A 21,963-nucleotide genomic window follows, 5' to 3' on the forward strand; every position below is an offset into this window, starting at 1 on the left:
CTCACTCAAAAATGCTGTCTTCAGCCGTTGCCAAAAGAGGGCAGAGAAATTCCGCCGAGTGATCCTTGGGCAAAGCTGGGCAAATCTAGATGCTGGCTGCGGCGAGTCCGAACCGCTAAGCGATAGCTGACGCTCTGCAGTTCAGCCTGCAGCTGACGGTTTTCCTGCTGGATCTGCGCTACCTTTTCTCGCACAGCCGTCATTCGCTCAGCAAACTTTTGCCGGTAAACATTAGGCAGTTCCTGCACCACCTGCTCCAGCATCCGGGAACGATCGGTCAATTCCTGCACCGTCTGCCGCAGCTGCACAACCTCTGTATCTCGGTCTTCTAACTGGGCCTGATAAAAGTCAACTTGCTTTTCAACACCCCGCAGCTGCTCCCGCAATGCCCGAACTTCTGCCTGATGGCGCTCGGAGACTTCCGGGCTGGGCATAAATCCAGCATTGCCCTTCACCAGGCGAAACAGTTCCTGGGAAAGTTGCTGCACGAGCTGATCGCGCATTTCAAGTTCTGACTGCAACCGAGCAATCTCCACCTGACTGTCGGAAACGGGCTGATAGGCAGATTGAGCCACAAGGCTACTCCCAAACTTTAATCACAACGACAACTACAAAACCGGTAGAAGCACCTTAAATCCAAGGATTGCTGCTAATTTAGCACCTGATAGCAAAATTGGCACAAGATTTAGAGAACTTCTCAAAAAAAAGGAGGCAAATTCCTCTGCCTCCCTCCTAATTGACTTTCAGCCCTAGTCTTCAGCGCCAACGCCAACTGCGACAGGCGCTTCTTCAACCGGCTCTTGCTTGACCGTCAGATAGCGCACAACTTCTTCACTCAACCGCATCGCCCGCTCCATTGGAGCTACCGCAGATCCTGGCCCCGTGTAGTTCATCTGAATATAGATCCCTTCCCGGTGCCGATCGATCTCGTAAGCCAAACGGCGTTTGCCCCGGTGCTGGGTTTCTAGAATGTCAGCCCCCTGTTCCCGCAAGATGGACTGATACTTGCCAATAGCCGCATCAACAGCCTCTTCGCCTAAATCAGGCCGAAGAATGTACATTGTTTCGTACACGTAATCTTTCATGAAATCTCCTTGTGGACAAATGGCCTTTGCTGCTTTGCTTCCAGGGAGCCGGTTTCTAGCGAAACGATCTCCTTAAAAAGCGTTAGCGCAAAGACAAGGATCTACAATCATACCAAGATTTTGCAGGTATTATGGCGCAACGGTACGTACGGGTACAGTCTCAGGCAGGGCAGCTTCACTACGGTCTTTTGCAGCCAGATCGCAGTGTGTTTATTCTAGATGCCCCTCCTTGGCTCCAGGGACAGGTTACCGAGGCCGTTTTGCCACCCGACGGCTACACACTGTTAGCCCCCTGTGCGCCTTCTAAAATAGTGGCAGTCGGTAAAAACTACGCCAAACACGCTGCCGAAATGGGAACACCCCTGCCCCTTACCCCCCTGCTTTTTCTCAAACCCTCCACAACAGTGACTTCAGTAGGGGCTCCCATCTACTACCCATCTCAATCCCAGGAGATAGACTACGAAGGCGAGTTGGCCATCATTATTGGAGAACGCTGTGTTGACTGCACACCAGAGCAGGTACAGTCAAAAATCTGGGGATACACCATTGCTAACGACGTTACCGCCCGCGATTTGCAGCGCCAAGATGGTCAGTGGACTCGAGCTAAAAGCTTTGATTCTTTCTGTCCTCTAGGCCCTTGGATTGTGCGAGAACTCAGTCCTGGTGCCCGCATCCAAACCTTCCTCAACAACAGAACCGAGCCGGTTCAATCGGCCTCTCTAGACGAAATGGTGTTCAAGCCAGAGTTTTTGGTAGCCTACATCAGCCAGATTATGACCCTCTTACCGGGAGATGTAGTACTTACAGGCACGCCAGAGGGCGTTGGCCCTCTGGCGATTGGAGATCGAGTGCGGGTAGAGATTGAAGGCATTGGCACTCTGGAAAACGTTATTGCAACCCGTCATCCAGCAGTAGCCCCGATCGAAAAGAGTTAGCCTTGGCTGGCAAAACCTAACGCACCTGCATATGGACCGCTTCTGAAATCGTGGGAATTTCAGCGTACTGCCCCCGTAGCGTTTGCACTACAGAGTAAAACACAGCTGCTAGCGTACCCAGAAAAATCACATTCATCAGGGTCTCTAACAGCAGCCCCCCTTGCAGCGCCGGGCCGAGGATCTGAAGGATGACTCGACAAATGATTAGAACAATGTCAATCAGAATAGCCTGCATCGCATTGAAGCGAATGAAGTGATTGATATTGGAGTTGCGAACTACCAAAAGGAAAATCAGAAAGAAAATAATCAGTCCTAGAAAGCCATTGCTCAACGCTAGCAGCGGCAGCAGCGGGCTAAAGACGACTGCCAGCGGAGGAAACTGTCTGAACAGGTAGACCCCAAACAACAAGCTATCAACGAGGGGCAGGAGATAGGGTAAAGACGCCCAAATCCGATCGGTGACCGCTGTTTCTCCACGCCAATTCATAGGGGTTCGCTCCACTGTCAATTAGGGACATCCTTCTCTACGGTATAGCAGGTCTTATAGACTTGTGCACCCACTCCCATAGGGGAATGACGGAAGATTACCGCTCTAGAAATTCTTAGCAAAGCCTGCTAGCAGAGTCTGCTGGTATAAACAGCAAAGCCTTTAGCATCTACTGCGTATACCTTCTAAGCACGTTACTCTGCCGGCTTAGCAACACCTGCTCAACCAGTAAAGTGGCTTCGAGGGACAAGCTTTGCCCCTCAGACCCTAGCTAATATTGGCCACCCGAAAGCCCATCTGACACTCGTACTGGGCAGGCTGCTCATCGCTCAAACGGTGCAGTAGACGACCACACCGCAACTCCCCATGATGCCATCGGGGCTGACCCTGCTGATTAGCCATTAGGCAGCCCTGGCAAACTGTCTGGGGAGCAACAAGCTGGTTATCCATCATTATCACCAACATGAGGCAACACCTCCGTATCCCTGCATTTGTTTACAAATGCTGATGACCCTATTGTATTTCAAGCCCCTCTGTGAACTGTGCTTTTTCATACACAGCTTAACGAGGGGTTAAATACTGGGGATCGCAGAGAAGCTGCCTGCTTTTAGTGTCTAGACTTAGCTTTCCAAAAGGTCTTGGAAAACTAGTCTTGAGCGGGAGAGGAATGCGGCCGACTAGATTTGCGCCGAGAAGGAGACGAAGGAGACGCCTTGCGAGGTTTGGGAGAACCGTGCCGAGGAGCAGGCCCCTCTTCGTAAGGGTCGCTCTCAGGCCGCTGCCAAACTGGAACAGTTTGGTCATAAGCCATCTGCAGCGCCGCCGCCGCAATGGTGTGCAGGTCGTACTCTTCACTGAGCTGCGACACAATCGGCAGGAAGGAAGCCAGCCGCTCGCTGGTAATAGCCTCCCGCACCTGGGTCTGCAGCTTTTCTAGATGGCGGGCAGCAATTTCAGCCCGAGTCGGAATCTGGACAAACACCAGTTCTTGACGCACGTGGCGCTCAATTTGGCGCAGCTTGACCTTTTCCAGTGGGTGAACGATGGAGATAGCAACCCCCTCTTTACCCGCCCGGCCCGTGCGACCAATGCGGTGGACATAGTTTTCCACCGAGTCGGGCAGTTCAAAGTTGATCACGTGGGTCAGATCGTCTACATGGAGGCCGCGAGCCGCAATGTCGGTTGCCACAACCCAACGTACCTGACGCTGGCGGAAGCGCATCAGCAGGCGCTCGCGCTGAGACTGGGTGAGGTCACCGTGGTACTCATCGACACTGTGGCCAGCCGCCTGCAGTTGGCGAGTGAGGTCGGCAGCCGTGCGACGGGTGCGAACAAAGATCAGGGCTGCTTCTGGATCTTCCATTTCTAGAATCGGCTGCAGCGCCCGTACTTTGCTCCAGCCGCGAGGCACGATGTAGGCGACCTGCTGGATCTGTTTGGGAGAGGACTTGGGTGATTTGATAGTAACGGTGACGGGCGATCGCAAAAACTTGGTCGCCAGTTCCCGAATTTCGGGGGCCATTGTGGCGGAGAAGAAGGCGGTTTGGCGCTCTGATGGAACCTTACTCAAGATTTTTTCAACATCTTGAATAAAGCCCATGTTGAGCATCTCGTCGGCTTCATCTAAGACCAGCCAACCCAAGCTTTCTAGGGAGAGTGCTCCCCGGTTGAGGAGGTCTAAGATCCGCCCAGGGGTGCCCACTACAATTTGGGTGCCCTTGTGCAAGCGCTGGCACTGCCGCTCAATTGACTGCCCCCCGTAGACAGGCAGAACCTGCAGCCGCCGGTCTAGCCGGAACGAGCGAAACGCTTGAGCCACCTGCACGGCCAATTCCCGGGTTGGGGTCAAAATTAAGGCCTGCACCGCGCCCAGGTTGGGATCGACCTGCTCGATCAGAGGCAGGGAAAATGCGGCGGTTTTGCCGGTACCAGTTTGAGCCTGGCCAATCACGTCACGGCCCGAAAGCAGGTGAGGAATTGCCTCTGCCTGAATCGGAGTGGGGGCATCAAACCCCAAGGCATTGAGATGGCTCACGCGTGCTTCGGATAGGCCCAAACTAGAAAAAGATAAGGTCATGAATGCTCCTCGGAACGATAGAAAATTCTGGATTAAACTGCTGGGGTAGCGATGCGGCCAAACAAATCGTAGGTATCTGCCGCTTCAACTTGAACCGGTACAAGCTGGCCCAAGGGGGCCTGTCCGGTGACGTAAACCAGCCCATCAACGTCGGGTGCAAAACGAGGTGAGCGCCCAATACACTCACCCGTCGCTGGGTTTTCCTGCTCAATTAACACTTTTACTACCTGGCCAATTTCAGCCTGGTTGCGCCGCAGCGAGATTGGCTGCTGGGTCAACATCAGGGTTTCTCGGCGTTCGTCCTTCACTGATTGGGGCAGCTGATCGGGCAAATCGTGAGCAGGGGTGCCTTCTTCAGAGGAAAAGGTAAACACGCCAACGTGGTCAAACTCGTGGCGCTGCACAAAGTCCACCAAATGCTCGAAATGGGCTTCGGTTTCACCCGGAAAGCCGACAATGAAGGTTGTTCTCAGCACTGCATCGGGCAGCGCTTCTTTGATGCGGCAGATAATGTCATCGTTGACTCTGCCCTGCCAGGGACGGTTCATCGCCCGCAGCATTTCTGGATGGGAGTGCTGCAGCGGCAAATCTAAATAGGGCAGCACATTAGGCGTTTCTTGAATGGCGCGAATGACCTCTGGCGTCAGCCCGGTTGGGTAGGCGTAGTGCATCCGGATCCAAGGGACGTTCACTTCACCCAGGGCGCGCAGCAACTCCGCTAACTGAGGCCGACCGTAGATATCAGCCCCATAGTTGGTAGTGATCTGGGAAATCAGGACGATTTCTTTAACTCCTTCTGCCGCCAGCTGATGGGCCTCGGCCACAATTGACTCAATCGGCCTAGAGCGCTGATCCCCCCTGAGGTGAGGGATGATGCAGAAGGCACAGCGGTAGTTACAGCCTTCGGCAACTCGCACATAGGCAACGCCTTCGGTGGTTGTGCGGTAGCGGGGCACCGTTTCGTCAGCAATGTAGGTCGGCTGGGCTGAGATGGCTTTGACGCGCTCTCCGGCTTCAGCCCGTTCAATGACTTCCACAATCCGGTGATAGTCACCTGTGCCCACTAGCGCCACTGCCTCGGGCAGCTCTGCTAGCAGCTCTCCTTGAAAATGCTGGGCTAAACAGCCAGTGATGACGATTTTTTTATCGGCTTCCGCCAGTTCTACCAGTGTGCGGACAGACTCTTCTCGGGCTGCTTCAATGAAGCTGCAAGTATTTACAACAACGTAATCTGCGACCTCTTCGTTACTATCTACCTGATACCCGGCCTTTACCAAAAGGCCCAACATATGCTCAGTATCAACCCGGTTCTTCTCACAACCCAAGTGAGTGAACGCAACCGTTGGCTTCAGACCCATAGCGATGACTAACGACTTTATAACTTACTGTTAGTAGTCTGATTCGCCAGTGCCGGGGAAAGGGAAGGAGAGAACGCAGCGAACGTGAGGGGTCTCAGCAGACGATACGGCTTCGGGAGATGACGCGCTCAGTTGGAATTTGCAGAGGCGTCAGTCGCAAAAAAATCCCGGTCTTTGACGAGAACAATGACACAGAATAAAAATATAACATATCTATACAACATTGCTGAATGTTAACCCTAGTTCCTGGAGCCCGAATTGGGTTTTACAGGCCCTAGCCCCCCTAAGCTCTAGCAGCCAGGTGACTTAAAGGGTGGGATTGATTGCTGGTAAGCTAGATTGGGATCGATGGATGAACATCCGCAGTCCTGCTTGAAGCAGTTTAGAGGGTCCGAGACGAGTCACCCGTGGACTTAGTAGAGATTTTTCACACGCCCAATCCGGTGATCGGGGTTGTGCACTTGTTACCCCTGCCGACGTCTCCTCGCTGGCAAGGCAGCCTGCAGGCGGTCATTGACCGGGCTGAGCAGGAGGCGACCGCGCTGGCCTCAGGGGGCGTGCACGGCCTTATGGTCGAGAACTTTTTTGATGCTCCTTTTACTAAAGGGCAGGTTGATCCGGCGGTGGTCAGCGCTATGAGTCTGATTGTGCATCGCTTAAAACATTTGGTAACGCTACCGATTGGGGTGAACGTGCTGCGCAACGATGGGCGCAGTGCGATCGCAATTGCCACCAATGTTGGGGCCAGCTTTATTCGGGTCAATGTGCTGACTGGAGTCATGGCCACCGATCAGGGGCTGATCGAAGGCTGTGCCCACGAGCTACTGCGCTATCGGCGAGAGTTGGGCAGCACCGTCAAGATTTTGGCGGATGTGCTGGTGAAGCACGCCCGTCCCTTGGGATCACCCAACCTAACCACTGCTGTTCAGGAAACGCTGGAGCGGGGTCTGGCCGATGGCGTGATTCTGTCGGGTTGGGCTACGGGCAGCCCGCCTAGCCTAGAGGATCTGGAGCTAGCCCGGGCAGCAGCCAAGGATCGGCCTGTGTTTATTGGCAGCGGAGCCACCATAGACAATGTCGGGCAGCTGATGCGGGCAGCAGACGGGGTGATTGTGGCCAGTTCCTTAAAACGTCGTGGCCAGATCGAACAGCCGATTGACCCTAATCGGGTTAGCCAATTTGTCGAAGCCATGCAGGAAAGCCTAGCTCAGCCTGAGGAAATGCCCTCCATGCCCTCTATGATGATCTCCAAATCCCCCCGCCAGTTTCCTTAAAAGCCCAATCTAGAGCGTTTAAGATAGAACAGGATAGGCATCACTGTCCTGCTTGCTGTGGATTTAAGGGGTATTACGGGGCTCTATGGCACGTCGCCGTCAGGAAACACTCTGGATTCATCGCTGGTCTCGTCCGCTGATCGCTGGGATTGCGGGACTCGGCATTTTAGAGACAGGCTATCTTACCTGGTCTAAGCTCACAGGCAATGTCGTAGCCTGTCCGGTAGAGGGGTGCGATCGCGTTCTCAATAGCCCTTACGCCACCGTCTTTGGGCTGCCCCTACCCCTATTTGGGCTGTTGGCCTACGGGTTGGTGTTTGCCCTGGCAGTGCTGCCCCTGCCGGTACCCGCCACCCAGTCTGACCTAAGACAAACACTAGAATCTCGCACTTGGCCGCTGCTATTTATCCTGACCCTGGCGATGGTAATAGGCAGCGGCTACCTGATGTATCTGATGGCCTTTGAGCTGAAGGCGATTTGCCCCTACTGCATTACCTCAGCCCTCTTTTCCCTTACCCTGCTGATTCTGACGCTGCTAGGTCGCCATTGGGAGGACAGCGGGCAGCTCATCTTTAACGGCATCATCGTCGGCATGGTGACTTTAACCGCTGTGCTGGCGCTCTACGCCCCGATTAACGGCAGCTCCCGCGCCGTTGCTGCCGGCGCAGGAGAATCAGGCCCGCCAGTAACCAATCCCTCTGGCGTAGCCGAAATCGAGCTGGCCCGCCATCTTAAAGCGGTGGATGCCAAAATGTATGGGGCCTGGTGGTGCCCCCACTGCTACGACCAGAAAGCCCTGTTTGGAGCCGAAGCCGCCGCCCAAATTCCCTACATTGAGTGCGCCTCAGACGGCAAGAACGCCCAGCCTCAGCAGTGCCGCTCCCACAGCGAAATTACTGGCTTCCCTACTTGGGAGATCAATGGGGAATTTTATGCCGGAACTCAGACGTTGGAAAAGTTGGCTGAACTGTCTGGATATACAGGGTCGAAAAGCTTCAGATCATAGGCCAGAGTGCGAAGAGCAGATGCCTACGCAACCGGCTCGGATAGAGACCACTGATCGCCCTGTACCAGAGTATGAGCTTGCCAGTCTGGGCTAGTTTGGGGATAGTCATTTCGGAAGTGGCCGCCCCGGCTTTCTGTGCGGAAGGCGGCGCTCTGGAGAATTAGCCAGGCGATATCAAAGAGATTTGTCAGTTCTCCCCAAATTCGCAGCAGGGAGGCCGTTTCTGGATCTGCTAGCAGCAGAGGCTGGCCGGGAGGCAGGTTTTGTAGCGCCTGGGCTAGTGGGCTCTGGTGCCATGCTTCTCGCCAGGTTTGGACTTGTGCGATCGCAGCCATCAACCGGTTTTGCTCTCGGCAAATACCGGCGCTTTGCCAGATCAGCTCGACTAGGGCTTGCCGCTGCTGCTGCCAAGAATCGACTTGCGATCGCATCTGGGTCAAAACAGCATCCAATTTGGGCAGGCAAATTGCTGCTGGAGCTGCCGTCAGAACTCTGGGTTGAATGGGCAAATGCCGCAGCTGCGCCCCGTAAACTAGGCATTCCAACAGGGAATTGCTGGCCAGTCGATTGGCCCCATGTACCCCCGTGCTGGCATTTTCTCCCACTGCATAGAGATTGGGCAGCGACGTGCGACTGTCAACATCAGTGACAATGCCGCCCATCCAGTAGTGCGCTGCCGGAGACACGGGCACAGGCTGCTGTAGCGGATCGATCCCCCAGATCTGACAGACCTTGAGGATGTTGGGAAAGCGGTATTTCAGCCGATTCACCTCAATCGGTCGCATGTCTAACCAGACCACGGGCTTGCCAGTTTTCTGCAGGTGCTGAAAAATAGCCCGACTCACCACATCCCGAGGAGCCAGTTCACCATCGGGGTGATACGCTCCGGCAAAGCGGTAACCGCTGTGGTCAATCAGGTGCGCTCCCTCGCCGCGCACCGCTTCACTAATAAGAAAGGGCGGTGCGCCAGAGACTGCCAACGCCGTAGGGTGAAACTGGACAAACTCTAAATCGCGCACTAGCGCACCCGCCCGCCAGGCCATAGCAGTGCCGTCGCCGGTGCTGGCCGGTGGATTGGTTGTCTGGGCATAGACCTGGCCGCCCCCGCCTGTCGCCAGCACCGTTGCCTGCGCCGAAATCCAGAGAATGTGTTCGTTGTGAGCCAGCACTACCCCCTGACATCTCTGGTCTGTTTGCCAGAGATCCAGCACAAACCCCTGCTCAAAGACTGCAATATTGGAGCGCTCTAGCACCCGCTCAGCCAGAATAGACACAATGGCGCGTCCGGTAGTGTCTGCCGCGTGGAGCACTCGGTGGCGGGAGTGGGCTGCTTCCAGGGTCATCGCCAGATCAGTCCCCTGTCGATCAAAGGCCACCCCCAGCTTCACCAAATGCTGAATACACTCTGCTGCCTGCTCTGCTAAGTAGGTCACGGCTGCCGGTTCACATAGGCCCGCGCCCGCCCGCAGGGTATCTGCCACGTGGAGTTGAGCAGAGTCGTTGGGGGCCATCGCCGCCGCAATACCGCCCTGAGCCCAGTCGCTAGCAGACACAGAGAGGGTGTCTTTAGTAATCAGAGCGACCCGAAGCTGTTGGGAAATGCAGAGCGCTGTATAGAGGCCAGCGGCACCGCCCCCCACGACCAAAACATCAAACTGGGTTGTGGCAGTCCCTACGTCCAAAGAAGTCTCCTAATTAAAAATGCTCCTGAGAGCTAGAAAACCTCAAATGGGTTTGAGGTTTCCCTAAGCTAACAGGAGCCAGGAAAGAAATGGTTACAGTTTAAGCTAGCCGCAGCGAGTTACTTGTAAACACCATTGTTGAATCGGTCAGCCCCTTCGACTAGCGCCGGATCGGTTGCTGTCACAGTGAAGTTCTTCAGGTTGTCGCGCAGCACGTCAATCTGCTTCTCCGTTAGGCCGGGCAACTCCAGCACATCTTCTACTGACTCAAAGGGAGCACCCAACAGAATTTTCCGGGCCAGGGTGGGGTAGAGGCCGGGATACTTTCTAAAGGCCTGGACATTAGTATTGTTGAGATCCAGCTTGGAGCCGTAATCGGTGCTGAGCTTGTCATCCACCGCGTTGCGAAGGCTTTCTGCCAGTAGCGGTAGGGTGCTTACTGAAGTGCCCTCCAGGACTGATGCAGAAGCCGGTTGAGACAGCCACAGCGACCCGATAGAGCCGACCAGTAGAGTGGTGAGCACCAGCAACAGGCTAAACAGTCGTTTCATCTACCCTTCCCTCTCAGTTAAATCGAAATTTATACACAGCATCTAAATATAGAGACTACCATTTTCCATACCCTTGTAGAGAGGCCCTGACACTAGGATTCTTGGGCACTAGGATTCTTGGGCTGGGGTGTCGGGCGCTCCCAGCCGTTCTAGTTCCTCAGCATAGTGTTCGCCGATGTCGTTGCCCTGCACCAAGATTGGCTCATAGTGGATGCGGGCGCGAATCACCACCGTTTCGCCGGTAGCGGGCGGCGACGTGGGGGTCAGTACCCAAATGCTGCCGGAATCATCTTTGAGTTCGTATAGCCACTGGTTAAACAAGGGCACCTGCTGCTGTACCTGCCCCTCTAGATGGGTTTCGGCGTCAGTGGCATTGGCTGTGAGGGCAGGGATATCGCTGACAGGCGTTGCGCTGCGCAGCCAGCCCAACCCCGGCACAGCACCGAGCGAGGGGGTTGAAGAGGCGGGTTCGTTGATTACTTCGGGCGCACTGGTGCAGCCCAGGATGCCGACCAGCAGGAAACTGGCTACCCCGGTAAGGCGGATGATCTTCATAGTTGGTAGCACGGAAATCCAAGATGGATCAGGAACAAAATCTGAGAGACTGAGTAAGGCATATGTCAGCTCTTAACATGCTAGCTCTGGCTCCAGGTCAGGGCCACTTATCGCAATCATGACGCAGATTCTTGACGGCAAAGCCCTGGCTCAAAAGATCCAGGCGGATCTGACCCAACAGATTCAGTCCCTAGCTCCTGCCGTAGGTCGTCCTCCAGGCCTGGCCGTCATTATGGTAGGCAATAATCCGGCCAGTGCAGCCTATGTTCGGGGAAAAGAGCGGGCGTGCGATCGCATTGGCATGGCCTCCTTTGGCCAACACCTGCCCGAAGACGTCCCCTACTTTAGGATCAGCGGACTGATTCAAGAACTCAATCGAGACGAGCGTGTAGACGGCATTTTGGTGCAGCTGCCGCTGCCCGACCCCCTTGATGCAGTGGCCCTGCTCAACGAAATCGACCCCGACAAGGATGCAGATGGCCTGCATCCGGTCAACATGGGGCGGCTGATGCGGGGAGAAGCCGGACTCCGTAGCTGTACCCCAGCCGGAGTGATGCAGATGTTGAGCGCCTACGGTCTTGATCCCGCTGGAAAGCGGGCAGTCATTTTGGGCCGCAGCATTCTGGTGGGTAAACCGATGGCTCTGATGCTGCTTGAGGCCGATGCCACGGTGACTATTGCCCATTCGCGCACCCCCGATCTGGCTGCCCTCACCCGAGAGGCCGACATTCTAGTGGCTGCTGTGGGGCGTCCGGCGATGGTAACGGCTGAAATGGTTAAGCCTGGCAGTATTGTTATTGATGTTGGCATCAACCGCGTTGATTTGCCCGAGGGTAAAACTCAGCTAGTGGGAGATGTCGATTTTGCTGCGGTAGCTCCAGTGGCAGGCGCAATTACTCCCGTACCCGGAGGTGTCGGGGCTATGACCGTGGCCATGCTATTGCACAATACAGTATTGAGCTATTGTAGACGCGTCCAAGACAATCGCTGATCCCCGCTTGAACCGCTCTTTTTCCTGAAGTAACGACGATCCTCTCTATGGTGCAGACCAACTCGGTTAACTCCCAGGCATCCGTCTTTGATCTCTCTAGCTATTTGGCAGAGCGACAGCCTTTGGTCGAAGCAGCTCTCGACCAGGCTGTGCCCCTAACCTATCCAGAGACCCTTTACGAAGCGATGCGCTACTCGCTGCTAGCAGGCGGCAAGCGGCTGCGCCCGATCCTGTGTCTGGCCGCCTGCGAACTGGCTGGGGGCAGCGTAGAGATGGCCCTACCGACCGCCTGCGCCCTAGAGATGATCCACACCATGTCGCTGATCCACGATGATCTGCCCGCCATGGATAATGATGACTATCGTCGGGGTCGCTTGACTAACCACAAAGTTTATGGAGAAGACGTGGCGATTTTGGCGGGAGATGCCCTGCTGACCTACGCTTTTGAATACGTCGCAACGGCGACTCAAGGGGTGCCCGCCGAGCAAGTGCTGCGGGTGATTGCCGCCCTGGGCAAAGCCGTCGGAGCAGCAGGACTGGTGGGGGGGCAAGTCGTAGATTTGGCCAGCGAGGGTAATCCCGACGTCACAATCGAGACCTTGACTTTTATTCACACCCACAAGACGGGAGCGCTGCTGGAGGTTTCGGTAACCTCAGGAGCTGTGCTAGCCGGGGCCTCTGAGCCGGATATCGAGAGGCTGGCTCGCTACGCTCAAGGCATTGGTTTGGCCTTTCAAATTGTGGACGATGTACTCGATATCACCTCGACGCCTGAGCAGCTGGGCAAGTCTGTTGGCAAAGATCTGCAGGCCCAAAAAGCGACTTACCCTAGTCTGTGGGGCATTGAAGAGTCGAAGCGGCAGGCCCAACAGCTAGTAGACGAGGCCAAAGCAGAACTGCAGGGATTTGGGGAGTTGCGTCAACCCCTGATTGCCCTAGCTGATTACATCACTGCCCGCACCCACTGATTAATTTTCGGAATCATGCATAGCATCAGTGAGATTGTCGATAATCATGTCCTGTTGGTGGCGTTAATTGCCTGCCTCACCGCCCAGGCCCTCAAGGCTGTTATTGAGTTTGCCCGGTTTGGCAAGATCAACCTGCGAGTGATGGTCGAAACCGGCGGCATGCCCAGCGCCCACTCAGCCCTGGTCACCGCTCTGGCGGGCGGCATGGGTCAGACTTTGGGATGGGCCAGTCCGGCGTTTGCGGCCACCTCTGTCTTTGCCATTATCGTTATGTACGATGCTACAGGTGTCCGGCAGGCAGCGGGCAAACAGGCGAAGATCTTGAATCAAATTATCGACGAACTGTTTCAGGAGAAGCCTGAATTTAACGAAGATCGGCTCAAGGAACTGCTGGGCCACACTCCGTTTCAGGTGATTGTGGGATCGATCTTGGGAGCCTTTATTTCTTGTCTGGCGGCTCCGGCCTACTGAACCTATTTAGGAGGAAGAATTGATTGGAACAGGTGGGCAGAGCCCTAACCAGTTCTACTCTTCTCGCCACGTTTCACTATTTCGACGGGTTACTTTGCTTAGCCTTGTGCAGGTTGGGTTAAACGAAGTGAAAACCCAACCGTTTAACGGATCTAATCCGGCTCACACTGCTAAAGGCTGATCTGGGTCAATTAGAATAGCGCTGAATTAGGTTTAGCCCTTAAAAGATGGGCATAGGCTGCTGCCTTTTCCCATCCTACGAGCGCTAAAAAAATTCCCACAATATGGTTGACGCCCACGCAGCACACACCGTATTCTCAGTCATTAAGCTGTCGTGCGCGGCAGCCTAGACCCGGAACTCATTGACTTAGCGCCGCCTGCAAGTGTTCGCAGCACAAACAGGCGACTAGTCCCCCGAAGCTGATGCGAGCAGTTCGGAGGCTTGGAGGTCAGTTTACCTCCCCTGCCGCCCCGATTGCACACAACCACGGGGCTGCTAGGAAAGTGAGTTCTGGTTTCCTAAACCACATCACATAGGAACCAGAACCTCATGTTTCAATCAACCGAAATGGGCGCTCAGCCGCCCACAGTTCCACCTGCTCAATCGACCAGGCCCAAACCAAAACGCGAGAAGATTACCAACGTGCTCTACGGCAGCTTGGAAGTGCTCGATCGCATGACCAAGTACCTGCACAGCCTCCACTACGCAGACCCCGACGACTGGAGCGACCCTATCCCCAGCGGCAAAGACAACCAGTGGATGATGGTTCTCATCAAGCACCTGCTGATTGAGTAGTTTTGTAGGATGGGCAAAGCAAAGCGTGCCCATCAAATAAGCCTTGAGAGATGGGCACGGGGATACCCTTTACCCATCCTACCGAGGGTGAGTATGGCTGAGGCTGGCTTATTGGGCTTGGAGTGCGATCGCATTCGTCAGCATCACCACCCCTTGGCTGTCTACAACAAAGCCTGGAATGGACTTGCTGGTCAGGACGGCTAGGGTAGAGGCCGCCCCTTGCACATCGGGGCTGTGGGCAATTAGCAGGTAGGGGCGCTGGCGATGGACAGCCAATCCTATAGCCTGACCGACACTGCGCTGAATCTCGACCGCCGTTTCAGGCCGATTTTGGTAGTCCACCAACACCGCAAAGCCCGATCCTAAAGCCCTAGGGCTAAAGGGCCTAGAAGCCGCTGCCGCTACTGTCTGAGTCCCATCTTCGCCAGTGCGGTTGCTGCCGACGGCAACGCTGCCGCTACCGTTGCTAGGCGCTGCCGGAGCAGCGTTGGTGGGGGTATTGGCCGTTGCCGTCGCAATTGGGGAGACTGAAACAGCCCCTGCCTGTTCTGCTGGGGTAGCCGGGCGGGCGACAAATGCCTGCAGCCCTTCTACCTCGGTCATGTATTGAGCCCAAGCATTGGCACTCTCTAGATTGGAGAAGCCCCCGGCCCGCACTACCGTATCTTCTAGATAATTGCAGACTAGCACTGTGCTGTTGGAGGGCAGCAGCTCTTGGACGCGGGTACGTTGGGCCTCCGTTTCTCCCCGCACCAGCAGCAAATATTCACTGGCAGCAGGTGGCGGACAGGGCGGAAACATGGAAGCTGAGCTGATATCGCCCGCTACCAGGTTCAGCAAAGCTGCCAACCCCAAACCACCTAACGAGAGCCGCCATCCCTGACGGGTATAAATCCTGTACACGTGTGTCTTCCAACCCCTTAGAACAACGCAGCTACCCAAACCGGCCAGAAAACGATCCAGATCAGAAGGGATCTAATACCAGAGGGCTATTGTTCTGGACTTGTTTGGACGAACCAATTATGCACCAACTCTTAGGTTTCTCAACCTCTCCTGCTCAGGCTACCGAATTGAGAGACGCCAGGGGATCCGGAATGGTTTCAGAAGGAGCCTCAAATTGTCCGGTGGCAATATACTCCAGGCGCAACTTGAGCCAGGTAACAAAGGTTGAATTGCTCGAAACAATAGCAACTGCTGGCTGGGGGCACTTGGCCTTAACCTCAGCTAACTCCGGTGCATCTAAAAAGGCGGGATCTTTAACTAGCCAGAAGTCGATCTCCTTCTCCTGTTCCTGATAGTGGCGGGTGCGCTCTCTCAGAACTTCTTCGAAGGGCTCTTGCTCTAACAAAAACTTTTGGCTGGCAACCGCGTAGTAATAAGTCTGCATAAAATCCTCTCTCAACTCTCAACCACTAAAGGCTTTTTTAAAGGTTCAACCAGGGTCTACAGCTCGCCCCTAATCGCCTGCTTCATTTCCCGGACAGCCCGCTCTAGACCTACTAGCGCCGCCCGACTGATAATCGTATGGCCAATGTTTAGTTCTTCCATGCCCTCGATGCAGGCGACTGGATAGGTATTCCAGTAGGTCAGGCCGTGGCCCGCATTGACCCGCAGCCCTTGCGCTCGGGCCTGCTCACAGCCCTGCCGCAGGATGCTCAGTTCGTGAGCCTGTTCGGCTTCACTGTGGGCCTCGGCATAGCGCCCGGTGTGCAGCTCAATAAATTTGGCCGTGGTTTGGACAGCGGCCTTGATCTGCTCGGCCTCGGCATCGATGAACAGGCTGACGGGGATTCCTGCTGACTGCAGGGCGGTGACAACCTGGGTCATGCGATCGCACTGCCCCACCACGTTAAGACCGCCTTCGGTGGTTACTTCTTCGCGCCGCTCGGGCACCAGCGTGACATAGTTGGGCTGGATGTCGAGTGCGATCGCAACCATTTCATCGGTAGCTGCCATCTCCAGATTGAGGTGAGTTCGCACGGTCTGCCGCAGCAGCTGCACGTCTCGATCCTGAATATGGCGACGGTCTTCCCGTAGGTGCACGGTAATGCCGTCTGCTCCAGCCAGTTCAGCCAGTACTGCTGCCGCCACCGGATCAGGCTCAACCGTGCGGCGGGCCTGACGTAGCGTAGCAATGTGGTCAATATTGACACCCAAAGTCGGCATCTTTAGCGCTTAGCCCTTCAAATCTGCCGTCTACGATTGTATCTCAAGCCTGCGGCAGTTCTGGGCAGCGGCAACGGTTAGAAATCAACCCGACTGCCCACAGGCGGCTGAGTCGGCGGCAGGGAGCTAGGGGGTAAGAGATCGTCCTCATCGGTTGCTCTCGACTCACTGTGGGGCATTGCTGCCACCGGCATGTAAGCTCCGTTAATCACGGCTCCCAGTAACCGCAGATCTTCAGTGTCTAGCAACTGCTCTAGGGCCGCTTCTAGCACCGCCTTTTCAGTCAGGCCGGGGCGGGTGACCAACACCAGCCCATCGGTCAACCCCTCCAGCAAAATCGCGTCATTACTCCGTACCAGCGGCGGCGCATCGATAATCACCATGTCAAATCGACCCCGCGCATCCTCCAAAAACCGCTTCATCTCACTCGACTCCAGAATGGCCACCGCGTTTTGCTGAGGGCCTGGACTGGGAGCTATGTACAGATTTTCCACCCGAGGCACCATTTGAATCGGGTCGCCCACCTTACCCCCGTAGTAGCGCAGGGGTTCGGCCTGGGCCTGGGCTGATAGGTTCACGCCCAACCGCCGGGCCTGGGAGGGCAGCCGTAGATCCCCCTCTATTACCAGCGTCCGGCGTCCAGCGTGGGCAGAAGCAATGGCCAGGTTAAAGGCCGTTGTGGTCTTGCCCTCCTGATCGCGGGTGCTAGTCACCAGAATCATTCTGGGCACCGTGCCATCCGCCGTTTGACTGCCCATCAGCCGCAGGTTGCTCCGCAGCCGCTCATAGGCATCGCCGTAGGGAGAATCAGGCTGCAGCAGCAGCGGCAGAATGCGCGGAGAGCGGGTCCGCATCGCCGGAATTAGGCCCAGCAGCGGTACCTCCTGATCTCGCAGCAGCGCCTGCAGGTCGTCGTAGGTTCGCAGGGTGCCGTCTAGCATGTCTAGCAAGAAGACGACGCCCCCTGCGGCCACCAGGCCCAACAGCCCGCCCGCCAGCCAAATCATCAGCGGATTCTGGGGGTCCTCAGCCAGAACTGAGGTGGTCGGCGCAATAGCCACTCGCAGGCTGCTGACCGTCTCTGCTTCCGCCGCCTGAGCATCAATGCGCTTGGCCTGGATCTGGTCATAGAGCGCCCGCTGCAGAGCCACCTGCTGGGCCAGCCGGTCTCGCTCTAGCTGTTTGTTGGGCAGGCCGGCGTACTGCTGCCGCATCTGCACCTCTGAAGAGGCCAGCACCTCGGTTTGCTGAATTAGAGCATCGCGCTGGGTTTGGAAGTTGACCAGCTGATTGGCCAGAGCCGCACGAGCTGGGTCGAGGGCACTGTTCTGACGCACCTGGTCGCTGCTGGGCAGCGGATTGAGGCCGTTGCCGCCGATGACTTCTTGGGCTCGCTGCTGCAGCAGCTGATTGTAAGCCTGTAGGTTATTGCGCAAGTCCTGCAGCGTGGGGTGGGCCGGTCGCAGCTGGGGAGAGAGCAGTTCAATCTGAGTCTCGGTCTCTAAAATTTGGGCTCGCAGCTGGGCGATGATGGGGTCGGCGCTGAGCGCTGAGGAGGTAAACGCCTGTTCTGGCGTCAGGCCAAGCTGAGCCTGCAGACTTTGCATTTGGGCTTCGATACCGGCCAGCGTAATCTGGTTTTGGCGACGCTGCTGTTCGCTGCCAGAGATGGCTCCCAACAGGCTGCCGTCGAGGGCGGCCTGAATTGCTGGGCCTTCAAGGCGGTCGTACTGTTCTAGGGCTTGTTCCGCTGTCCGCAGATCTTGCTCGATCTCAGGCAACCGCCCATCGAGAGCTTCTAGAATGGCCTGCAGGCGGGAGCGGTTGGTAACTCGGCTGAGCTCGACCATGCCATCAAAGAGCAGACTGAGAGTAGCTTGGGCTTCTTCATCGTTAGGCCAGGTAAAGGCTACAGCAACCTGCTGAATCTGTTCCTGGTCGCGCTCTTGCCCCTCCAGCCGCACCTGCGTATTGCTGCGTATTGCTGAGGGCCGAATGTTAATCCCTTGTCGCTCCAACTCTTGAGACACCTGCTGCAGCAAAACATCCGACAGCAGGGCTTCTTCAGAAATGATGCCTTGACCCCGCGCCTGCACCTCAGTTCCCGTCGTCGAAAACGCCACCAGCGGGAAATTTTGCACCAGTACCCCCTCGGTTCGATACTGAACCGGCGGCGGTGGCTGCAGGGCGATAATGCCAGATACGCCAACAACGCCAAGGAAGCTGGCCAGGGCAGGCCACTTGTAGCGGTTGAGGGCAAGCAGGTAGCGTTTGAGAAAGGGAGATGCCATAACCTCACGGCCTCGGGTGACTAAATTATCAGGAAGGGGTAATCAGCCAGGGACAATGCCCCCGTTCAGGTTGGCAGCGGCTGCTAGGGGCCAAACAGGTTGCGGGACGAGTCTGTAATTTGATCAAAAAACAGCAAAAAGCCCAGGACATCTCGGAAGGGCTGGGTAAAGGTGCCGAGGGTATAGGTAATGCGGGCTAGCAGGTTGCGGTCCACCACGATCACGTCGTTGTCCTGAAGCGCGATGTTTTGAGCCTGGTCGCCGTTGACGGCTGCAAGTGCATCCACCAAAATAGTATCCGCTGAGCCCTTTTCGGGATTAAACCGCAGCACCGCTATGCGGTTGTAGGCGGCCAGGTCAGGGTTCACGCCAGCCTGGGCTAGGGCATCGAGAAAGCGGCTGCCGTTGCGCACCACCACGTTGTTAAATCGGGCCTCAATGCCGCGCCCCCCGCCCGCATAGTTCAAGACCCGAATCGTGATTTCGGGCCTAGCCAGTGTAGAAGTTGCCACCAGGTTGCGATCGTACTCGTCTAGTCGGTTGGGATCTAGCCGAGGAATGATCAGCACATCGCCATTTTGCAGTCGAACATTAGGCAGCGCCTCGCCCGCCTTGAGCGGCGTAAAGAGGTCAATGGTGCGCTCCAGCAGCTGACCGTCGGCCAGGTACCGCTGCACTCGAATCTCGCGCAGATCGGCATTCACTGTCGAGCCGCCTGCCGTCAGCAGGGCAGCAGCCACCTGAGGAGCCGCCAGAGGGTAAAAGCCGGGCCGGGTCACTTCACCTAAAACGGTCACCTCGACCGGACGCTGGGTCGTCAGTGTGACACTAACCTGGGGATTGACCACGTACTGATCATAGGCCGTGAAAATCGTCTGACGGGCCTCTTCCAGAGTCAGATCGGCCAGGTTGATGGCTCCGGCCAGCGGGACGATGACGTTGCCCTGAATGTCTAGAGTGGCCTGAAAGCTGAGGTCAGGGAACCGCTGTACGGTAATGAAGATGCCGTCTCCTGGCCCTAGGCGGTAGTCATCGAAGACCCGCGGCTGAGGCTGACCAGGCTGACCCAAAATGCGGTTGAGCCAGTCGGGCGGCAGCGGAGGCCGAGTATCTGGGGTGGGGCTGCCAGGAGCAGGCAGTTCAATCTGTCCGGGAGCAGTGGGCTCTAGAGGCTCGGTTAGTGGCGACGAGGGCGGGGAGCTTTCGACCGGAGGCAACGTCACGGGTGGCGGGGTGGTTTGGCCCAAGGCGGCTCCCTGCTCTAGCAACGCCAGCCCACAGACCAGCAGCAGCAGGGGAGCCTGCCGCCAGCGCATCTGGGCCAGCAGCGGCCAACGCCAGGATAGAAATCGAGCCGGGGGTGTGAATAGGTTTGAGGTCATCGCGTACAGCCGTAACTACCCAGGCTAAAGAATAATGATCGCATCTGACGCGCTGCCAAAGGCCATTCTAGCGAAGTTCAAAGCATCCCCAGCACTCTGAAAAATGTCCTTTAGGGAGCAGCCGCCAGAGGCCCCTGCAGCAGCACCGTCTGAATTTGCTGACCAACCGCCTGGGCAAAAGGTTCATAGGGCCCAATGTCACCCAAGGGATCAATCGGCACCAGCAGACTAACGGCCACCCAAGGCATGCGGCTACCGCTGCGCCACTGCGCCCCCTGGTCAGCCCAGAACCAGCTGTTGGGCGAAAAGTTCCCGCCTGTGGGCCAGGCATACCACTGCAGCACGGCAAAGGTCTGTTGCTGGTTCCAGCCGCGCGAAAAGCGAGCCTTGACAGAGACTGGCTGACCCTCGGGAGAATCCACAGTAAAACGAACAGTGCGGCGAGAATCGTTGGTCCACTCCTGCGCCCCAGCCAGATCGACCCACTCTAGAGCAGGCTGATTGCTGTGATCGGGCTGAGTGCGCAGCAGCACAGCAATCTGCTGCGCCGCAGGAGCCTGAGCCGGAGTTGACTGAGCAGTGTACTCACTTAGCAGCCAGTCATGCCGATTGATAGGCACTGCATGATGCCCTTTAGCCGTCCATCCGGGCAGATTCAGGCCCTCCTGCCGCAGCTCTCGCAGCGCCTGAATCTGCGCCACCTGAGGTGACTGCAGCCAAGCCCCTTGGCCGCTGAGCAGGTTGGGGAGGGTGAGGGTTGCGATCGCAGCTAGGCTTACGACTAGCAGGATTTTAAGCCAGTGGTGGAGGGTTTTGTCTGGGAGGGGCATGGGAGAGGGGGATGCGGGGACGGGGAGACGGGATGGAAAAGGAAGATGGGGAAGGTAGGAAGGGTGGGGGAGATAGAGCAATTTAAGAATGCAGAGAACTCGAAGCTAGATATTTCTGCGTCTCCCCGTCCCTGCGCCTCTTCCTGCTACCTTCTCCCCTAAAAATTCGAAGGCGGAGGAGCCTCAAGCTCCAAACTAGAGGGAACGTATTGCTGAATCAGATTAACTAGACCTACCAAAGAGAGCAGCATCAGAGCAGAGTAGAGGTCGCCGCCCCAGCTTTCATGGAGCCAGTCGAAGGCAGCGGTGTTGCTGGTGCCGTGGAAGTAGCTGAGGAGAGTATTTCGCAGGATGTTGCCGACGATGCTGATAGTAATGGTGCCTACTAAAAAAAGGCTGCTCCTGAGGCGGGAGGTCCAGAGGCCGGTCCAGTGAAGCAGCATCAGGGCGACATAGAGGCTGGTGAAGAGCATTTTTAGACCGGCGCAGTGGGGAGCGACTTCGACGGTCTGGCCGTTGACAAATAGATAGATACTCTGGACGGTCACATCTACTCCGACCTGTACCAGCAAAAACCCGGCGACGGAGGCGATGAAGTGCTGGAGCGGCAGCACGTAGGGCTCGATCAGGTAGGGCAACTGGGTGGGAGTGGCTAGGGCAATCAGGGCTAGGGGAAATGCCTGGAGCTGAAACCCGGCGGTGCCTTTAAGGCAGAGGCATAGGCCTGCTAGCAGCAAAGGGAAGGAGAGATTTGCCCAGTCGGACAGGCCGCTAGTGTAGAAGACGGCTGCGATCGCAACCAAACCCAAGCCCAAGGGATGCCAACGCTCAGGCAGTTCGGCCCAGGTTTGGCGTTGACCCCAGGCCAGATACAGCGCAAAGGGAATGCCGATCAGGCCGTGGCTGAAATACTCGTGCTGGATGCTAATGGACTTGTTGAGCCAGCCGTCTACCCAGTGCCACAGCAGGGGGCCATAGAGCAAGAGCAGCAGGGCTGCGATCGCGCTCTCTAGGGGCGCTTGTTTTAAAGTTCTTAGGAAACCCGATGAGATAGCCAT

23 protein-coding genes are annotated in these 21,963 nt (G+C 56.4%); 7 read left to right on the forward strand and 16 right to left on the reverse strand.

Annotation, left to right across the window (positions count from 1 at the left end):
- Positions 1-20: 20 nt before the first annotated feature.
- Positions 21-575: an Npun_F5560 family protein gene (locus H6G13_RS23930; protein ID WP_190487621.1), complete on the reverse strand. Its 555-nt coding sequence runs from the start codon at positions 573-575 to the stop codon at positions 21-23.
- A gap of 174 nt (positions 576-749) precedes the next feature.
- On the reverse strand, positions 750-1,085 hold the full coding sequence (gene rpsF, locus H6G13_RS23935; RefSeq protein WP_190487623.1) for a 30S ribosomal protein S6: 336 nt from the start codon (positions 1,083-1,085) through the stop codon (positions 750-752).
- Positions 1,086-1,216: 131 nt separating this feature from the next.
- Here rpsF and H6G13_RS23940 point away from each other — a divergent pair, with 131 nt between their 5' ends.
- The gene (locus H6G13_RS23940) at positions 1,217-2,020 is read left to right on the forward strand and encodes a fumarylacetoacetate hydrolase family protein (RefSeq protein ID WP_190487625.1); all 804 of its coding nucleotides are present in this window, start codon (positions 1,217-1,219) and stop codon (positions 2,018-2,020) included.
- Between the two features lie 16 nt (positions 2,021-2,036).
- On the opposite strand, the gene H6G13_RS23945 is transcribed toward H6G13_RS23940, so the two are convergent.
- The 4 genes from H6G13_RS23945 to rimO all read right to left on the reverse strand — a co-directional run bounded on the left by H6G13_RS23945 (position 2,037) and on the right by rimO (position 5,942).
- Entirely contained in the window at positions 2,037-2,507 is a 471-nt protein-coding gene (locus H6G13_RS23945; protein WP_190487627.1) for a Tic20 family protein, read from the reverse strand.
- Positions 2,508-2,774: 267 nt separating this feature from the next.
- Positions 2,775-2,972 (reverse strand): hypothetical protein, encoded by a 198-nt coding sequence (locus H6G13_RS23950; protein ID WP_190487629.1) that lies wholly within the window; start codon positions 2,970-2,972, stop codon positions 2,775-2,777.
- A 181-nt stretch (positions 2,973-3,153) separates the two neighbouring features.
- Complete coding sequence (locus H6G13_RS23955) at positions 3,154-4,584, reverse strand: DEAD/DEAH box helicase (protein ID WP_190487631.1); 1,431 nt, start codon at positions 4,582-4,584, stop codon at positions 3,154-3,156.
- A gap of 32 nt (positions 4,585-4,616) precedes the next feature.
- Positions 4,617-5,942 carry a 30S ribosomal protein S12 methylthiotransferase RimO gene (gene rimO, locus H6G13_RS23960; protein WP_190487633.1) on the reverse strand — a complete coding sequence of 442 codons (1,326 nt, stop codon included), beginning with the start codon at positions 5,940-5,942 and terminating at the stop codon, positions 4,617-4,619.
- A gap of 407 nt (positions 5,943-6,349) precedes the next feature.
- Between rimO and btpA the strand changes: the two genes are divergently transcribed.
- Both btpA and H6G13_RS23970 read left to right on the forward strand, forming a co-directional pair.
- Complete coding sequence (btpA, locus tag H6G13_RS23965; RefSeq protein WP_190487635.1) at positions 6,350-7,216, forward strand: photosystem I biogenesis protein BtpA; 867 nt, start codon at positions 6,350-6,352, stop codon at positions 7,214-7,216.
- 85 nt (positions 7,217-7,301) lie between these two features.
- A complete protein-coding gene (locus tag H6G13_RS23970; protein WP_190487637.1) occupies positions 7,302-8,222 on the forward strand; it encodes a vitamin K epoxide reductase family protein in 921 nt (306 codons plus the stop codon).
- 23 nt (positions 8,223-8,245) lie between these two features.
- On the opposite strand, the gene nadB is transcribed toward H6G13_RS23970, so the two are convergent.
- From nadB to H6G13_RS23985, 3 genes are all read right to left on the reverse strand, one after another.
- Positions 8,246-9,904 carry an L-aspartate oxidase gene (gene nadB / locus H6G13_RS23975; RefSeq protein ID WP_190487639.1) on the reverse strand — a complete coding sequence of 553 codons (1,659 nt, stop codon included), beginning with the start codon at positions 9,902-9,904 and terminating at the stop codon, positions 8,246-8,248.
- Between the two features lie 119 nt (positions 9,905-10,023).
- Complete coding sequence (gene psbU / locus H6G13_RS23980) at positions 10,024-10,455, reverse strand: photosystem II complex extrinsic protein PsbU (RefSeq protein WP_190487641.1); 432 nt, start codon at positions 10,453-10,455, stop codon at positions 10,024-10,026.
- A 108-nt stretch (positions 10,456-10,563) separates the two neighbouring features.
- Positions 10,564-11,010 (reverse strand): hypothetical protein, encoded by a 447-nt coding sequence (locus H6G13_RS23985; protein ID WP_190487644.1) that lies wholly within the window; start codon positions 11,008-11,010, stop codon positions 10,564-10,566.
- A gap of 118 nt (positions 11,011-11,128) precedes the next feature.
- On the opposite strand from H6G13_RS23985, the gene folD reads away from it, so the two are divergent.
- The 4 genes from folD to H6G13_RS24005 all read left to right on the forward strand — a co-directional run bounded on the left by folD (position 11,129) and on the right by H6G13_RS24005 (position 14,236).
- Positions 11,129-12,001, forward strand: a complete 873-nt coding sequence (gene folD / locus H6G13_RS23990) for a bifunctional methylenetetrahydrofolate dehydrogenase/methenyltetrahydrofolate cyclohydrolase FolD (protein ID WP_190487646.1) — start codon at positions 11,129-11,131, stop codon at positions 11,999-12,001.
- 47 nt (positions 12,002-12,048) lie between these two features.
- Complete coding sequence (crtE, locus tag H6G13_RS23995) at positions 12,049-12,969, forward strand: geranylgeranyl diphosphate synthase CrtE (protein ID WP_190487648.1); 921 nt, start codon at positions 12,049-12,051, stop codon at positions 12,967-12,969.
- A 15-nt stretch (positions 12,970-12,984) separates the two neighbouring features.
- The gene (locus H6G13_RS24000; protein ID WP_190487650.1) at positions 12,985-13,440 is read left to right on the forward strand and encodes a divergent PAP2 family protein; all 456 of its coding nucleotides are present in this window, start codon (positions 12,985-12,987) and stop codon (positions 13,438-13,440) included.
- Between the two features lie 550 nt (positions 13,441-13,990).
- The gene (locus H6G13_RS24005; protein ID WP_190487653.1) at positions 13,991-14,236 is read left to right on the forward strand and encodes a hypothetical protein; all 246 of its coding nucleotides are present in this window, start codon (positions 13,991-13,993) and stop codon (positions 14,234-14,236) included.
- A gap of 108 nt (positions 14,237-14,344) precedes the next feature.
- Here H6G13_RS24005 and H6G13_RS24010 read toward each other — a convergent pair whose 3' ends face one another.
- The 7 genes from H6G13_RS24010 to crtB form a co-directional block, all read right to left on the reverse strand.
- The gene (locus H6G13_RS24010; RefSeq protein ID WP_190487655.1) at positions 14,345-15,139 is read right to left on the reverse strand and encodes a hypothetical protein; all 795 of its coding nucleotides are present in this window, start codon (positions 15,137-15,139) and stop codon (positions 14,345-14,347) included.
- Between the two features lie 154 nt (positions 15,140-15,293).
- Positions 15,294-15,623: an MgPME-cyclase complex family protein gene (locus H6G13_RS24015; protein ID WP_190487658.1), complete on the reverse strand. Its 330-nt coding sequence runs from the start codon at positions 15,621-15,623 to the stop codon at positions 15,294-15,296.
- Positions 15,624-15,679: 56 nt separating this feature from the next.
- Entirely contained in the window at positions 15,680-16,402 is a 723-nt protein-coding gene (locus H6G13_RS24020; protein WP_190487660.1) for a pyridoxine 5'-phosphate synthase, read from the reverse strand.
- Between the two features lie 77 nt (positions 16,403-16,479).
- Positions 16,480-18,693, reverse strand: coding sequence for a tyrosine-protein kinase domain-containing protein (locus tag H6G13_RS24025; protein WP_190487662.1), 2,214 nt, complete (start codon positions 18,691-18,693; stop codon positions 16,480-16,482).
- Positions 18,694-18,776: 83 nt separating this feature from the next.
- Positions 18,777-20,075, reverse strand: coding sequence for a polysaccharide biosynthesis/export family protein (locus H6G13_RS24030; RefSeq protein WP_242028497.1), 1,299 nt, complete (start codon positions 20,073-20,075; stop codon positions 18,777-18,779).
- Positions 20,076-20,185: 110 nt separating this feature from the next.
- Positions 20,186-20,905 (reverse strand): cyanoexosortase B system-associated protein, encoded by a 720-nt coding sequence (locus H6G13_RS24035; protein ID WP_190487664.1) that lies wholly within the window; start codon positions 20,903-20,905, stop codon positions 20,186-20,188.
- Positions 20,906-21,063: 158 nt separating this feature from the next.
- Entirely contained in the window at positions 21,064-21,963 is a 900-nt protein-coding gene (gene crtB, locus H6G13_RS24040) for a cyanoexosortase B (protein ID WP_190487666.1), read from the reverse strand.

The sequence above is a fragment of the Pseudanabaena sp. FACHB-2040 genome (assembly GCF_014696715.1).
Classification (GTDB): domain Bacteria; phylum Cyanobacteriota; class Cyanobacteriia; order Phormidesmidales; family Phormidesmidaceae; genus JACVSF01.